Source organism: Aeromonas sp. RU39B (assembly GCF_900156095.1).
Classification (GTDB): Bacteria; Pseudomonadota; Gammaproteobacteria; order Enterobacterales; family Aeromonadaceae; genus Aeromonas.
The window spans coordinates 236,171-251,649 of record NZ_FTMJ01000003.1 but is presented as its reverse complement, the minus strand read 5'-3'; the positions used below and the strand labels follow the sequence as shown (position 1 = coordinate 251,649).

The window sequence follows — 15,479 nt, the reverse complement described above, 5'->3', positions numbered from 1 at the left end:
GTTAACCACGTTTTATTTTATCGATAATAATGGATATATCTGGTTTGGCTCCTGTCAGCTTAGCTGCAAAGGCCCTTCCTGGATGTAGAGTATCCCATTCAGATGGAGATTGTTCATATCGACCACTTCCGGGTGCATGATTTCCAAATCCATCTATCTTTGAATTCCATAGCGGTTTAAAAGTACGAATTAAATGTGACTCTATGGCAGCGTTTAAATTTGTTGCAATACCACTTAGTGTAATGTATGTGTACTTAAACATACTGGTATTTATACCTGCACCTAGCTCAATACTTCGGCGATGTTCTCTTAATCTTGAGTAAATCTTAAAATCTTTATCTGAATTGTTACTGACATTTCCTTGCCGTGATCCATCGACCACTGCTTTTCCTATATAAATGGGTCTGTCGGCAGATACATATCCTTCATATATACTTCCTTGAGGTGCTGTTAAAAAAATAGCGTATATGCCATTTCCCTCGAATTTATTTAAATCAGTTAGGGGATACTTTACATTGTTTAAAATGGAAGTTTCAGCATTGGACAAAATATCGTTTATAAACTGCTGGTTTATTTCCATTTCATGGTTATTTTGTGCCATAATGGTCCGATCCAGTTAATGTTTCGGACCATTCTACAGCAACCTCTAATCTTAATCAAATTAGTAGAGAGTTACACGCACCTTTGTTATTTAATTGAAATTAACTTTATATGATACCGTTCTTAAACATTTATTTTTGATAAACGGGCAAGGTTTATATTTCCGTAATTTCCCATAAGATTAAAAAAACTAACGTGCCGGGGATGGCTAATGGCGATTAGGGAATTCTAAGTCATCTCCCCATTGAATTATCTCATTAGTCCAAGCTAGGACAAGGCATAGACCTAGTCTTTCCACCCCCCACTTACGTCGTTCACTTCCAGCATAACCACCATAAATTTGATATATTTTCTCTTCATAGTAATTTTCAAAGTCACCATAGGCTGTGCTTTCAAGATGAATGCTCAAATCTATATCAGAGCCACATCTTTCTTTTATAAATCTCAAAAGCCTTTTTGATTCAATGGCTTGGTGTACTTCATCGATTGTGATGTCGTTATATTTACCTGAGTCAATCAGGCTGTTTATTTGCAGGATGAGTAATGTTAATGCTGTTATCTTCATTTTTTATCCTTATAGTGGAACGGTTTGAAGGGGGGCAGCGCACTCTACTAATATATATGTAATGCGCTGTGATAAAAAATTCTTTTAAGTGGCTATGTTGATAACCATGTTGCTGCATAGTTAGGATTTATTAATGTATACGATATTGCCAGCAGTACTAGTGAAAATATGAGCCATCCTTTTCCTGAAAATGAATATGTGAGCCCTGTCAGTTTCAACCAAAGAGGCTGCATAATCCCATAAGATCTCTGGTTCATTAAAGATATAATATGTAATTGGGATAAGAATATAAATAGTACGACAACAAATAAAATGCCCACACCTAAAACATGCATTAAAACAAAGTAGCGTCCGTAATCACTTAATGCTTTGAAATAAAAACTCCATAGCGAATATTCACTGGCAAGCTTTGATATCTCCGGGTCGAAACTAGAATGTGCTAGATTAAATAAATATAAACATCCACAAAGAAGTACAGATGGGGATATCAGATGAAAAATCCAATCCCTCGATGTTATCTGCCCCTTCAAAAATGCCATTAGTATAGAAGTCATAGAAAACGTTATTGCGAACAGCAATGCGAAGGACATGTAATAATGAATCTGATTTACATATATTGCGTATTTCCAAACTATAAAACCAAATCCCAATAGGAATAGCATCCCTAATCCTTCATCAGATTGGGTATTGGTGGAACTTGACTTTACGTGGGTTACGTAAATGTTTTTAGTCTGCACGACTGTTACGGGGGTTGTGTTTTGGGGTTTTTCAGTTAGACCTGAAAAAATAGCTCCAAATACAATCCCCATTATGGGGCCTATTACCATGCTTTGGAATATAGGGTCGTTGAATGCACTAATTAGAACGTCCATATTTACTCACTGTTAAATAAAGTGTTTTCCAAATGAGCATTGATGATGAATGGTCCATCATCAATGCTCCTCAGTTATACGCCTAACCTCAATGAGGCAATGATCGCCAATGTGAACAGACGTACTCCAAGCGACCCTGGCGACGACGTACATAGGCACAAACATGAACCGATTTATCGTTGTTCATAGCTGACCCCCTCCATTTAGTTGGATTTGTTAGGGAGGAATCTCTGGACATCAAGGCACGAAGAGTACAAAATTGTGTTTGAACAACAAGTTATACCCTGGGGGGAGACCTCCAATATGAATCCCTACACACCTATTGCTTCTTACGTGGGTGTGTAACTGCCCTGCTAAATAGCCGTTATCGTTGGCGCGATGCGGCTATTTTTTTGCCCCGTCAAACAGGGCTCAATCACATTTGTGTCGTTCTGACTTACCTGTGCTGTATCACTTTCCCCCTTCTTTACCTTCCAGTGCACTTGGCTTTTTAATGATATTGCCATACCATACACATACGAGACTATCACGGGACAAAATGGAGATCAACACAATACATTTTGTGTATCCATGTGGAGGTTGAAATGACATCAAATGTGAGTTCCTTTCGTTCCCTTGTGGAAGACCGCTCTTTGTCACAGGCTGAGCGACTTGCATTTATTGATTATAAAATCATGTACTTAGGTGAGGTTTCACGTCAGGATATCATCGAGGAATTCAGCATTGGTCAGGCTGCGGCTTCAAATGACATGCGACTTTACAGAGAGTTGAGGCCTGCAAACTCTCGCTTAGATCACGCAACGAAGCGAACGATCATAACTCCTGAAACATATGTGCCATTGGTTAATATTGATGCTCATACGGCGCTTGATTTTATAAAGAATGGGTTTTGTAGGAGCAGGTTAGAGCCTGGGGTACCAAGTCTACCAGTTGAGACCATTGACCCCCGTTTGGCGCCTGGAGCCCTTAACGATGAGCAGGTTGCTGCTGTTACTAGAGCAATGAAAGGGCAGTATGGGGTCGAATGTGAGTACGAATCTCATAATAGTGCTAACACGGATAAACGGGTGTTATTTCCTATTGCGTTGTTTGTGGATAGACAGAGTTGGTATGTGCGAGCTTTTGACCAAGGTGCAGCTAGGTTTAAAAACTTCAAACTCTCAAGAATAAAAAGCACACCGTGTGCGTTAGGCTCTAACCTTCAGTTTCCAAAGGTCGGCGGGTATCTGGAAAAAGATACTCAATGGCATACATTAGTTCCACTTGAGTTGGTTGTGGCGGATCCTGAAAACGTTCAGCAGCTTACAAGAGAGTTTGGATTGGAGCATGGGCGTAAGATAGTTGTCTGTAGGGCCGCGCTAATATATTTCGCTAGGGTTAATTGGCGTATTGATGTAGAGAATGGTGATAAAAATATATTTTATTTCAAACTTTCGAATTTAATTGCATTAAAACAGATGGGTTTGGGGGATGAATTGATGAAATCTATTAAGTTTGGCTCATGACTTAATACTCTTGTAAACAGGAGGGTATATTCAATCTGGTAATAAATAGGTATACATAATAATAAGTGAGCTTAGCTTCAGTTGAAGTGAGCAACCAGATTGGATGCTTTTGGCTGATTTGAAGCGGTACATGGACTGTTAATCCGTATGTCACAGGTTCAAGTCCTGTCGAGGGAGCCACATTGAAAGCCCGCTCAGTTGAGCGGGCTTTTTGCTTTTGTGCGCTGTCGACGCCCCTTCCTTCACTGCTTGTGCTTCGCCTGGCCTCTGGGTAACTGTTACTTCTGACAGTGTCTTAAGTATGAGCTGGACATCCATACTTTTTACTTAGTAAGAATGAGTTTCAACTGCTGCCTTTTATTCCCTGTCTCTGGGCTCGACGGTCGTTGCGATGTGTGGGGCTTAACATCGGTGTTCTGATGCGGTAGAGGTCACTTTGATGCGCGAAATAGCTATCCATGATGACAATGGGCTCAAACATATCCGGGTTGCGGCAGGTATTGCGTCCAGCGTACTGGATTGGCTGATCCCTCATGTGATTGAGGGGGTGACAACGGAGTTTTTGGATCTGTTATGTCGCCAGAAAATCGCCGCTAATCAGGCTGAGCCCGGTTATCTTGGATATCGCGGGTTTGACAAGGCGATCTACACCTCGGTGAACGATGTGGTCTCCCGTGGTCGGCCAGATAATCGTGAACTTAGGCAGGGGGATGTTCTCAATATCGATTTGGCCGTGGTCAAGGATGGGTGGTTTGGCCACACCAGTCGCATGTTCTCCATCGGTGAGGTGGATCCTGTCAAGGAGCACCTGATCGACTCAGCCTATACCACCTTGCTGGTCGGCATCTCACATATCAAACCGGGTGTTGCGTTTAGCACCATTTCCCATGCTATCGACGATGCCGTCAAGCGACTGGAGTGTCATCTGGCGGTTAAGTGTATAGGCCATGGTATTGGTGCCGCCATGCATACCCCGCCGTTTATCATGGTTGATAGTCTGCTGACTCAGGATGTTGTTTTGCAAAAAGGGATGGTATTTACGCTGGACCCTGTGCTCTCTACAGGCTCATCCCAGCTAGGTATTGGCAGTGATGGGATTTCCATCGTCAATGTGGCGCAATCGCCGGTTGCTCATTGGGAGCATATGGTCGAAGTCACCGAGGAGAGCTACTCGATTCTGACCGCCTCATTTCGTGAAGGGGACACTCTCGGCTATCCGGTGATCAACCAGACCCTGTTTGATTTCTGGAGTCCGAATCAATACCGATAGCTGGCCAGCAATTTCATCGCGGAGGTGACACGTTTAGTGCGAGTGTTCACCATGATGTGGGTGATGCAACTCGGTATGTTCATCGATCGGCAGACATTGCAGATGACCGTGGCGTACACCGCGTTGGGAGGTCACGTCATCGGCAAAGTGCTGGATCTCGCCCATCTGCCCCTTGAGCACGGCGATCTCCAGACAGTCATCGTGATTGATGTGCACATGCAGCGTTGCGACCGACAGGTCGTGGTGGTGATGCTGGGCTGACACGATGCGGCTGGCCAGATCGCGCTTTTCGTGTTCGTAGACATACGAGAGCACCGCAAACCCCTGCTGCTGGTTATCGCCGGTGGCTTCTTGGGCCAACGCCGTGCGCACGATATCGCGCAGCGCCTCCGAGCGGTTGTGGTAGCCGCGCCGGGCACTGAGCTGGTCAAGGGTCTCGACGAGATCGTCGTCCATGGTGATAGTGATGCGTTGCATAAGGGCTCACGATGCCTGTTTGAGGGCCGGGCGGACAGGATAGGCCGGCAGCACCGCCTGTTGCAATGCCAGACCGGCATCACTTTGCAGCTCAAAGTCCTGATTGACCGTGGCGTTTTCCACGATCCTCCCTTCCTCCATGATCATCACTCGTTGGCAGAACTGTTTAACCAGCCGCACATCGTGGGTGATAAACAGAAAGCTGGTGTGCAGCCTGGCCTGCAGTTGCTTGAGCAGCGTAATAATGGTGGCCTGCAGCACCAGATCCAGATTGGAGACGGCCTCATCAAGGATCAGCAATTTGGGATGGGTGATAAGGGCGCGGGCCAGACAGACACGCTGCAACTGGCCGCCACTGAGCTGGTTGGGGCGCGCGCCAAGCAAGGCGGCATCGAGCTCAACGGCCTGCATCATCTCGACAATTCTGGTTTCCTGCTCGGCGCGGCTGAGCGAAAAGAGATGACGCAGCGGCTCGCGCACAATCTCGCGCACCGTCATGCGCGGATTGACTGCGCTCGGCGCATCCTGAAACACCAGCTGGATATCGCGGCGAAAGGTGGCTGCATGGTCGCCGCGCAGAGTATGGATATCGTGCCCTTGCCACAACACGCTCCCTTCGGCGGGTCGCTCCAGCCCGACCAGCAGGCGAGCGAGGGTGCTTTTGCCACAGCCGCTGCGACCAAGCAGCGCCACGGTTTCGCCAGCCTGCAGCGAGAGGGAGATATCGTGTAACACCGGGCGGGGCGCGTCGTTATTGAACCCGTGACGATGATAGTGGTGGGATAATCCGGTGACGGTCAGCAACGTCATGATGCCAGCTCCAATCCATACAGGGCGAGATGGGCCGCCACCAGTTGCCGGGTCACCGGATGGCGCGGTGTGTGGAAAATCGATTCAACGTCCGCCTGCTCGACAATCCGCCCGTCGGACATGACGGCGACATCGTCAGCCAGTCTCGCGACCACGCCCATGTCGTGGGTGACCAGCAGCAGGCCCGGCGAGCGGCGCTGCATGATGGAATCGAGCAGGTCGAGGATGCGGGCCTGGGCCACCACATCCAGATCGGTGGTCGGCTCGTCGGCAATCAGAAATGGCGCGTCCGACAGTAGCGCCAGCGCCACCATGGTGCGCTGCAACATGCCGCCGCTCATCTCAAACGGGTAGAGAGAGAGCAGACGCTGCGGGTCATCCAGTCCCACGTCTTGCAGCAGCGCGACAAAGTGCTGGGTTTCAAACGGTTTGCCCAAGGCCTTGCAGGTTTCGCTGGCGTGATCGCGCATGGTGCGCAGCGGGTTAAAGGCGCTGCGCGGGTTTTGCATGATGGTGGCGACTACGCTGCCGCGCAGACTGCCCGGTGTGACGGGGGCGCCATTGAGCCGCACCACCCCCTCTTTTTGTTTGACCCCGGCGGGCAACACGCCAAGGGTGGCGGCGCAGGTCAGTGACTTACCGCTACCACTGCTGCCAACCAGTGCCAGCACGCGGCCACGGGTCAGCGTCAGGCTGACGCCGTGCAGCAAGGGACGCTGGCTGTGCAGCACCAGATTGTCGATGGTGAGCTGTTGCATCAGTGGCTGTGCTCCGCAAGCAGGTGAGGATCGAGGTGATCACGCAGGGCGTCACCCACCAGATTGAAGGCCATCACACTGATAAACAGCGCCAGCCCCGGCCAGAACATCTGCATCGGCTGGGTCCAAATATATTGGCGCGCATCGTTGATCATCACCCCCCACTCCGGAGTGGGCGTGCTGACGCCAAGACCGAGAAATGACATGCCGGCGACGTGCAGCATCATATGACCGATATCGAGGGTCGCCAGCACCAGCAGTGGCGGCACGGCGGTGCCAGCAAGATGATCGGTAAACAGGCGCAGCGGCCCGGCTCCGGCGAGTCGGGCTGCCAGCACAAACTCGCGCTGGCGCAACGAGATCACCAGGCTGCGCACCATGCGGGCATACCAGGCCCAGTGCGAGAGGGCGATGGCAATGACGACGTTGGTCAGCCCGGTGCCGAGCACGCCGACTAAAAAGAACGACATGATAGAGGTCGGAAACGTCATAAACAGATCGGCCACCCGCATCAGGGATTGATCGACCCGTCCGCCGAACAGCCCGGCGCAGCCGCCAATCGAGAGGCCCAGCGCGAGCACCAGCAGCAGACAGGCCATCACCGAGCCGAGTGATACCCGGGTGGCGGCCAGCAGACGGCTTAAAATATCCCGTCCCAGATGATCGGTCCCGAGCCAGTGCAGGCTGCCCGGTGCTTGTAGCCGTTCGGGCAGATTGATGGCCAGCGGATCGTAGGGGAGCCACCAGTGGCTGGTGAGGGCGATCAGCGCCAGCAACGCCAGCGTGACCAGCGCCAGACGCACCGGCCAGCGGGCGGTTTGCCAAAACATCACAGATGGCCTCCTTCGTGGCGACGAATACGTGGATCCAGCCAGGCATTGAGCAGATCCACCACCAGATTGCAGATCACGAACACGCTCACCATCAGCAGGGTGAAACACTGGATCACTGGATAGTCCCGGTTGAAGATGGCCGACACGGCGTAACGACCGACGCCCGGCCAGGCGAAAATACTCTCGATGATCAGGGTGCCGCCAATCAGCTCGCCAATATGCATGCCCAGCGCGGTGAGCACCGGCAGCAGGGCGTTGCGCAGAATGTGGCGCCGCTCGACCTGACGCTCGCTAAGGCCGCGCAGGCGCGCCCAGACGACGTGGCGCTGACCGGCCACATCCAGCATGCTGGCGCGCAGCAGTCGGGCATTGATAGCCAGCGACATAAACGCAATCGACACGGCAGGCAGTAGCAGGTGTTTGAATCCACCATAGCCCATGGCCGGCAGCCACTGCAGCTTGACGGAAAAGAGCATCACCAGCAGAAAGGCCAACCAGAAATTGGGCATCGAGACGCCGAGAAACGCCACCAGTCGCACCGCAGAATCGGGCCAGCCGTCACGATGGCGAGCCGCCCAGATCCCCAGCGGAACCGAGATAAGCAGGATCAACAGCAGCGCGGCGCCGGCCAGTTTCAGCGTGGCCGGCAGAAAGTGCAGCAGATCTGCCAGCACTGGCCGCTGAGTGGCATAGGAAGTACCAAAATCCCCATGCAGCGCGTTGACCAGCCAGTGCCAGTATTGCACCGGTAAGGGTTGATCCAGACCAAGCAGCACGCGGGTTGAGGCGATCATCGCCTCGGTCGGCGGCAGGTTGGAAAGGCGCAGGTAATCAAGCGCCGGATCGCCGGTGCCCAAATGCAGCAACACAAAGATGATCAGCGAGGCGGCCAGCAGCATGGGTAGCAGCAGGGCCAACCGGCGCAGGGCATAACGGGTCATGGCGCCACCGGCGTGATCTGATCAAACGGGATCTCCGACACGATGGGCGCGAAGGGCACGTTACCCAACTCGGCTCGGGCCACACTCATCTGCGACACATAGGTGAGCGGCAGGTAGACCGCGTCGTTGTGCAGCCGGGTCAACACGTCACGGTAGAGCTGCTGGCGGGTTTGCTCGTCACGGGAGGTGAGGACCTGGCCAATCTCTTTGTCGATCACGGCCTTGTCTGGCAAGCCACGCTGCGCCTGAAAGTCGGCGTGGGACGGCACCCGCATCGAGCTCATAAAGGCGTGCGGATCGTACGGCGCGCCCCAGGTGCGGTTGAAGATCATGCCAAAGCGGCCATCGCGCATGCGGGCAAAAATGCTGCTCTCCTCCTCGCCCACCAGATGCACCGCTACCCCGATTTGGCGCAAGTTCGCCTGGATGATCTCGGCCATCGATTTGCTCAGCGCATCGGTGCCGGTGTAAGCCAGTTCGATATCAAGCGGCTTGCCGCCTCTCTCGCGAAGGCTCTTGCCCACCGGCAGCAACCAGCCGGCCTGATCGAGCAGCTTGGCGGCCAGCGCCGGATCGTAGTGACGAGCCTTGAGACCGATGTCGGCATAGGGCACCGAGGGCGCAAACAGGGTATCGGCGACCTGCTGGGTGCCGTAGAGCACGCTTTTCACCATGGTCTGCTTATCGACGCCATAGTTGAGTGCTTCACGCACCAACTGCTCGCTGGTGGGGCCTTGGGCCGAGTTGAGGGCCAGCATCACGGTCTCTACCGACTGCGAGAGACGGGTCTTGAGGGTCGGCATATGGGAGAACCGCTCGAAGGTATCGAGGGGCAGCAGCCCTTCGTTGCCATAGAGCAAGTCCACATCCCCGGTCTCCATCGCGACCGCCCGGCTGGCCGGGTCGGAGATAACCTTGACGGTCAGTTTGCTAACGGCCGGTTTATTTCCCCAATAGTGTTCGTTGCGAACAAATATGTCGTCTTGGTTGAGACGCGATGCTTCTAATACCCAGGGGCCGGTACCAATTGGCTTGAGGATGCCATTCTTGGTCTGACCCTCTTTAAATTGCGATGGCGCAATAAAACGAAATGGCCGTGGCAGGGCAAGCTCTTGCAGGAAGGGGTAATAAGCGCTTTTGAGTTTTATTTGCAATTGATAACGGCCAAGGGCTTTGACCTCTTCAATCTGGTTGGTCAACTCCAGCCAAGCGTGGCGCTCGCGATTATTTAGCACTGCATTGAAATTGGCCACCACGGCAGCGGCATCAAACGCCTCGCCGTTGGAGAAGGTGACGTCCTGGCGCAGATTAAACAGCCAGATTTTGCCATCGGGAGCGCTGCTCCAGCTCTCTGCCAGCCAAGGCTTGACCGAGCCATCCTGCTGATATTTGACCAGTGGCTCATAGACCATGCTCTGGGCGTACATCTGGTTGGGGGTGTAGAGGTGCGGGTTGAGCGGACCGGCATTGACTGGCCAGGCGGTGGTGAGTGTCTGCTCTGCTGCGGTGGTGACACCGGAAGCGAGCGCTGAATAAGCCAAAATAGCCATGAGCAGTTGGCGAAAACGCATGAAAATAGTCCCCCACGCCGGTTGATGGAATTCCATCCGACGGATTGTGATGTGAGTATTTACAGGAAAACGGCTGTATGACGAAATTGAAAAAACATCATACGCCTGAATCAGGAGGGTGCAAGCGTATGACGATATTCACTCTGGATAAATTTTAAGTTCTTTTGCTATTGAGTGATAGAACGCTATTTTTGAGAAAAAGCTCACAGCTAATGGCTGAAAATTAAAAATATAAAAAATAAGTATCTATTGATTGGTGCTGAATCGAATGGATATTTATTGTCGCTTCGCCCAGAGTCCGCCCCTTATCATGAGGGATGGCAAGGGGCGGTGAGACCCACCGCGCGATTAACCCGAGGCCAGCTTGACCCCAAAACCAATCAGGAACAGGCCGGCGATCTTCTCCAGCAGACGTGACACCAGCGGGCTGGCACGCAGCCGCTCGGCCAGCAGATGGGCCGCCAGCACCATCAGCAACCCGTAGATAAAGGTGAGCACCGCCACGGTCAGCGCCATAAAGGCGAAGGTGACAAACCCAAGGTGGTGGGCCGGGTCGATAAAGAGCGGGAAGAAGGCCATGTAAAACAGAATGGCCTTGGGGTTGAGCAGGGTGATGGAGAGCGCCTGGCGCAAGAAGTGCGAGGGGCGGATGTTGAGCAGATTGGTGCTGCCGCCACGGGAAAACACCATCCGCGCGCCCAGCCAGACCAAATAAGCGGTTCCGAGCCACTGCACGATATGAAAGGCGGCAGGATACGCCTTGAGCAGCGCAGCCACCCCGGCCACCGCCAGCCACAGCAGCACCTGATCGCCGAGAATGATGCCAAAGGTGGCGGCCAGCCCGGCACGAATGCCGCCCCTGCCCGTGCTGGTGATCAGTGCCAGATTGCCGGGGCCCGGCAGGATCAGCAGCAAAATAAAGGCGAGCACGAATGCCCCGTAATTGGATACACCCAGCATGATCATCATCCCTGAACAGTGGGGCAGAGCGGCACTCTGCCAGTGGTGAAAAAATAGTCCGAACGACTATCCTCGCCGATCCGCCGCGCTGTCGCCACTATCCCTTGAATCTTTTTATGCTAGCGGCCAAGCAGACGATTGATGTGCACCGCCAGATAGGTGATCTCGTCGATGGGAATGGTGATGCCGTGCGCCTCTTCGAGCAGGGCCCGGATATGCTGCGCCCCTTTCATCGCTTGCGGGCAGTGGCTGGCAATCTGGTCAAAGAGCGCCTGATCCCCGTCACTGACCATCTTGCGGGTATAGAAACGCTCGACGAAGAACTTCACATGGGTGATGAAACGGCTGTAGTGCACCGAGTCGGTATCGAGCGGAGTACCTAAGCTATAGCGCACCAGATTGACTATGTCATCGATCATGCGGGCATATTTGATGCCGTTGCCATCATCGGATTCACTCTGGGCATTGATGAGGTGAAACGCCACGTTGGCCGCTTCTTCAATCGGCAGCGTCACCTCTAACTGCTCGCGGATCAGTTGCAGAGCGTTTTCACCGACATGAAACTCCTTGGGGTAGTAAGTCTTGATCTCCCAATAGACCCGGTTGGTAATGACGATGCCCTGCTCGGCCCGCTCAACGGCAAAGTGCAGGTGCTCAGCTAACGCAAACAGCAGTCGCTCGTTCAGGGCGATGCCGCAGTAGAGGGTGGCGTAGTCGAGCACCTGGCGGGTGATGTCGAAATAGGCCGCGGGGATGGCATCAATCAAGGCCAATAGCCGGCGCGAGTTCTGGTCATCCACCGGCAGGTAGACCTGGTCTACCTGCTCGGGAGCAATCTGGGTACCGGGGCGGCGGCCAAAGCCGATGCCCTTGCCCAGCAGAATCATCTCGCGGCCGTTACGCTCTACCAGCACCATGCTGGTATTGAGGGTCTTCTTGATGGTAATCAATCGGTTACCTCGCGGTCGTGGGGTGACTATTCGAGATCGGCGCCGTTGCTGGCGATGACCTTGCGATACCAATAGAACGAGTCCTTACGCAGGCGAGCCAGTGTACCATTGCCTTCGTCATCCTGATCCACGTAGATAAAGCCATAGCGTTTAGACATCTGCGAGGTACCGGCACTGATGAGATCGATCGGAGCCCAACTGGTATACCCCATCAGCTCAACCCCCAGCTCCACGGCGGTGCGCATCTCGCGAATGTGGGCGCGAAAGTAATCAATCCGATAGGGATCGTGCACTTTGCCATCAACCACTTCATCGCGCGCCCCCATGCCGTTTTCGACGATAAACAAGGGCTTGCGGTAACGGTCATAGAGCTCGAGCAGTGAAATCCGCAGCCCCAAAGGATCAATCTGCCAGCCCCAGTCGGTTGCGGGCAGATAGGGATTTTTGACCCCCAAAATGGTGTTGCCGGCACTTTTCTCCAGACCGTCGTCGGCCGATTCGGTGAGCGACATGTAGTAGCTGAACGAGACAAAGTCGACCGTGTGCTGGCGCAAGGTATCGAGATCACCTTCCTGCATATGAATGTGGATTCCACGGCGGGCCAAATCGCTCAGGATCAACGGCGGATATTCACCAAACACCTGCACATCGGCATAGAAGTGATTCTCCAGATTTTTCCAGAGCGTTTTTTCCACGTCCTGCGGCCGGCAGGTGTTGGGATAGGTGGTCAGTTTGGTCAGCATGCAGCCCATCTGCGCGCCCGGTACCAAGCGGCGCAACTCGGCTGTTGCCAGCGCCGAGGCCACAAACTGATGGTGCAGCGCCTGATAGATCTCCTGGCGCTCTTTACCCGGAGTGCACTGCTCGGGAATGATGCCAGCGGTAGTAAAGGGGTGGCGGTGAATGCTGTCGATCTCGTTAAAGGTCAGCCAGTATTTGACCTTGCCCCCGAAACGCTCGAAGCAGACCCGTGCAAAGCGCACGAAATGATCGACGACACGGCGATCCACCCAGCCGTTGTAGTTCAGACTGAGCGCCAGCGGCATCTCATAGTGGGAGAGCGTGACCAGAGGCTCAATTTTCAGTCGCTGCATGTCACTAAACAGGTTGCTATAAAAGGCGATGCCCTCTTCGTTGGGCTCTTGCTCTTCGCCGGTTGGAAACAGCCGCGACCAGGCGATGGAAACACGCAGCACCTTGAATCCCATCTCGGCAAACAGGGCCAGATCGCCTTGATACCGATGATAAAAGTCGATGCCGCGCCGCTTTGGATAGCAGTTAGAGGCCGGCTCTGCCAGCGCCGCATGAACGTCGGCCAGGGTAATACCCATGTGACCGGCATAATCCTTTACGTCCAGATGGGGCTTATATGCCACTACGTCGGCCACCGATGGCCCCTTGCCATCTTGGTTCCACGCCCCTTCCACCTGATTGGCAGCCAGTGCGCCGCCCCAGAGAAATCCTTCCGGAAAGCCTTGTTGTTTCATCATTATGCAAACTCCGACACCATCATGACTACGTTCTGATTACTGACTTGTTCGTGCTCGAGCAGCGGGGTGACCTGATAGCGCTCGCCATTGGTGACGATCAGCACCACCACCGGATCAATTCCGGCGCTGACCAGCGCATCGAGGTTGAAACGGATCAGCTCGTCCCCGGCCTTAACCTGTTGCCCGGCTTTCACCTGAGGGAAGAAGTGATCCCCTTCGAGGCGCAGCGTGCCGAGCCCGATATGGAAAATCAGGGCAGTGCCGCTTTGGGTACACATGTTGAGGGCATGTCCCTTGTCAAACACCCCTTCGATCACCCCATCGCTGGGGGCTCGCAGTACGCCTTCTGTGGGAATGATGGCGATGCCATCTCCGATAATGCGGCGCGAGAAAAGGTTGTCGTTGACCTCAGCCAGCGGAATCATGCGTCCTGCGATTGGGCTGTGCAGGGACTGGGTCTGTGCAATGGCCAGCGGCATAGGGTTGGCCGGCGCTGCTTGCGCGGCGGTCGGGGTGGCTGTGGATTGCGGCTCACGCCACAGGGCAAAGGCGGCTGCAAACGAGAGGGCAAACGAGAGCACGAGCACCCCGCCAGCATAGAGCAGGTTGCTCGGATCATTGGGCGCGATAAACATCGACAGGCTGGCGAGTCCCGGTCCCACCAGGGCAAAGGCGCTGATGGCGAGGAAACCGGCGGTGGCGCCGCCAATCAAACTGGCCAGCATCACGCTATAGAGCACCCGCTTGTTAAGCAGTGTGACGCCATAAAGGGCTGGCTCGGTGATACCGAACAGCGCCGAGATCCCGGCTGAAATGGCCGTTGAGCGCAGCCCTTTGTCACGGGTGCGGCATGCCACCGCAAAGCAGGCGCCCGACTCGGCAATGTTGTGGGCCAGCGATGCCGGCAGATAGAGCATCTCTTTACCAAATTGCCCCATTGAGGTGACCGCATACGGGATCATCGCCTTGTGCATGCCGGTTGCGACCATAAAGGGCAACACTGCGGCCAGCAAGGCGGTGGCCAACATGCCGAACTGGTTGAACAGCGCGAGAATGACATTGGCAAAGCCGGCACCAAAGGTGTAACCAAGCGGCCCGAGCACCAGCAGGGTGACCGGCACCGTGACCAGTAGCGAGAGCATGGGCACTAGGAAGATGCGCACGGACTTGGGTGAATAGCGGGTAAAGAGCTTCTCGGCCTGGGCATAGAACAGCACGCAGAGGATTGCCGGGAACACCTGCGAAGGGTAGGCGATATTTTGTAGCGGCAAGCCAAACAGCGAGCTGCCATCGGCCAGTTGCTTGGTCATGGCTGGCAACACCAGCGTCGCCACAGCCGAGACCGCAACGAGTGTATTGACCTTGAGCTTGTTGGCGGTTGTGATCGCCACCAGCAGCGGCAGGAAGTAGAGCGGGGCCGAGCCGATATTATTGAGCACCTGATAGGTCGGAGAGGTGCTGCTGAGCCACCCCAGCATATCGAGTAGCAACAGCAGGGATTTGAGTACCCCGCCGCCGGCAATCGCCGGGATCAGCGGCTGGAAGATACTGATAACAAAATCGAGCACCACGGCGTGCCAGCGGCGATCACCTTCAGACTCCGGGGGCGTGCTGCTGGTGGAGAGTGTCCCAACCAGCCGGCTGAGCTGTTCAAATACTTCCACCACGTCATTGCCGATGATCACCTGGCATTGCACGTTGATGCGCACGCCGATGACTCCATCCACCTTTTCAAGGTCGGTGAGAACGATCTTCTTGTTATCGTGCAGCGTCAACCTGAGCCGGGTCGAGCAGTGTTCCAGGTGGGCGATGTTCTCCTTACCGCCCACCAGCCGAAGAACTTCGCTGGCTGTATGTTGATAGTTCATGCTGTTGTC

At 53.8% G+C, this 15,479-nt stretch carries 15 protein-coding genes; 2 read left to right on the top strand and 13 right to left on the bottom strand.

The window, feature by feature from the left end:
- Position 1: 1 nt before the first annotated feature.
- The 3 genes from BW958_RS06455 to BW958_RS20280 form a co-directional block, all read right to left on the bottom strand.
- Positions 2–601, bottom strand: coding sequence for an Eco29kI family restriction endonuclease (locus BW958_RS06455; RefSeq protein ID WP_076574920.1), 600 nt, complete (start codon positions 599–601; stop codon positions 2–4).
- Between the two features lie 207 nt (positions 602–808).
- Positions 809–1,165 (bottom strand): hypothetical protein, encoded by a 357-nt coding sequence (locus tag BW958_RS06450; protein ID WP_076574919.1) that lies wholly within the window; start codon positions 1,163–1,165, stop codon positions 809–811.
- A gap of 92 nt (positions 1,166–1,257) precedes the next feature.
- Positions 1,258–2,037 (bottom strand): hypothetical protein, encoded by a 780-nt coding sequence (locus tag BW958_RS20280; protein ID WP_143233030.1) that lies wholly within the window; start codon positions 2,035–2,037, stop codon positions 1,258–1,260.
- Positions 2,038–2,621: 584 nt separating this feature from the next.
- Here BW958_RS20280 and BW958_RS06445 point away from each other — a divergent pair.
- Together BW958_RS06445 and map are read left to right on the top strand one after the other, a co-directional pair.
- A complete protein-coding gene (locus BW958_RS06445) occupies positions 2,622–3,542 on the top strand; it encodes a WYL domain-containing protein (RefSeq protein WP_076574918.1) in 921 nt (306 codons plus the stop codon).
- A 439-nt stretch (positions 3,543–3,981) separates the two neighbouring features.
- Positions 3,982–4,812, top strand: coding sequence for a type I methionyl aminopeptidase (gene map, locus BW958_RS06435; protein WP_076574917.1), 831 nt, complete (start codon positions 3,982–3,984; stop codon positions 4,810–4,812).
- A gap of 33 nt (positions 4,813–4,845) precedes the next feature.
- Here the strand turns inward: map and nikR are convergent, their stop codons facing one another.
- From nikR to BW958_RS06385, 10 genes are all read right to left on the bottom strand, one after another.
- Entirely contained in the window at positions 4,846–5,289 is a 444-nt protein-coding gene (gene nikR, locus BW958_RS06430) for a nickel-responsive transcriptional regulator NikR (RefSeq protein WP_076574916.1), read from the bottom strand.
- A 6-nt stretch (positions 5,290–5,295) separates the two neighbouring features.
- Entirely contained in the window at positions 5,296–6,099 is an 804-nt protein-coding gene (gene nikE / locus BW958_RS06425; protein WP_076574915.1) for a nickel import ATP-binding protein NikE, read from the bottom strand.
- A complete protein-coding gene (gene nikD / locus BW958_RS06420; RefSeq protein WP_306169659.1) occupies positions 6,096–6,857 on the bottom strand; it encodes a nickel import ATP-binding protein NikD in 762 nt (253 codons plus the stop codon). Before nikD ends, nikE begins: the two co-directional genes overlap by 4 nt.
- Positions 6,857–7,687, bottom strand: a complete 831-nt coding sequence (nikC, locus tag BW958_RS06415) for a nickel ABC transporter permease subunit NikC (protein ID WP_218641742.1) — start codon at positions 7,685–7,687, stop codon at positions 6,857–6,859. The genes nikD and nikC overlap by 1 nt, the downstream gene beginning before the upstream one ends.
- Positions 7,687–8,631, bottom strand: coding sequence for a nickel ABC transporter permease subunit NikB (nikB, locus tag BW958_RS06410; protein ID WP_076574912.1), 945 nt, complete (start codon positions 8,629–8,631; stop codon positions 7,687–7,689). Before nikB ends, nikC begins: the two co-directional genes overlap by 1 nt.
- A complete protein-coding gene (gene nikA / locus BW958_RS06405; protein WP_076574911.1) occupies positions 8,628–10,202 on the bottom strand; it encodes a nickel ABC transporter substrate-binding protein in 1,575 nt (524 codons plus the stop codon). The genes nikB and nikA overlap by 4 nt, the downstream gene beginning before the upstream one ends.
- Before the next feature lie 348 nt (positions 10,203–10,550).
- On the bottom strand, positions 10,551–11,162 hold the full coding sequence (locus tag BW958_RS06400) for a LysE family transporter (RefSeq protein WP_076574910.1): 612 nt from the start codon (positions 11,160–11,162) through the stop codon (positions 10,551–10,553).
- A 119-nt stretch (positions 11,163–11,281) separates the two neighbouring features.
- Positions 11,282–12,112: a PRD domain-containing protein gene (locus BW958_RS06395; RefSeq protein ID WP_076574909.1), complete on the bottom strand. Its 831-nt coding sequence runs from the start codon at positions 12,110–12,112 to the stop codon at positions 11,282–11,284.
- A gap of 26 nt (positions 12,113–12,138) precedes the next feature.
- Positions 12,139–13,602 carry a glycoside hydrolase family 1 protein gene (locus BW958_RS06390; protein WP_076574908.1) on the bottom strand — a complete coding sequence of 488 codons (1,464 nt, stop codon included), beginning with the start codon at positions 13,600–13,602 and terminating at the stop codon, positions 12,139–12,141.
- Positions 13,602–15,470, bottom strand: a complete 1,869-nt coding sequence (locus BW958_RS06385) for a beta-glucoside-specific PTS transporter subunit IIABC (RefSeq protein WP_076574907.1) — start codon at positions 15,468–15,470, stop codon at positions 13,602–13,604. Before BW958_RS06385 ends, BW958_RS06390 begins: the two co-directional genes overlap by 1 nt.
- Between the last annotated feature and the right edge of the window lie 9 nt (positions 15,471–15,479).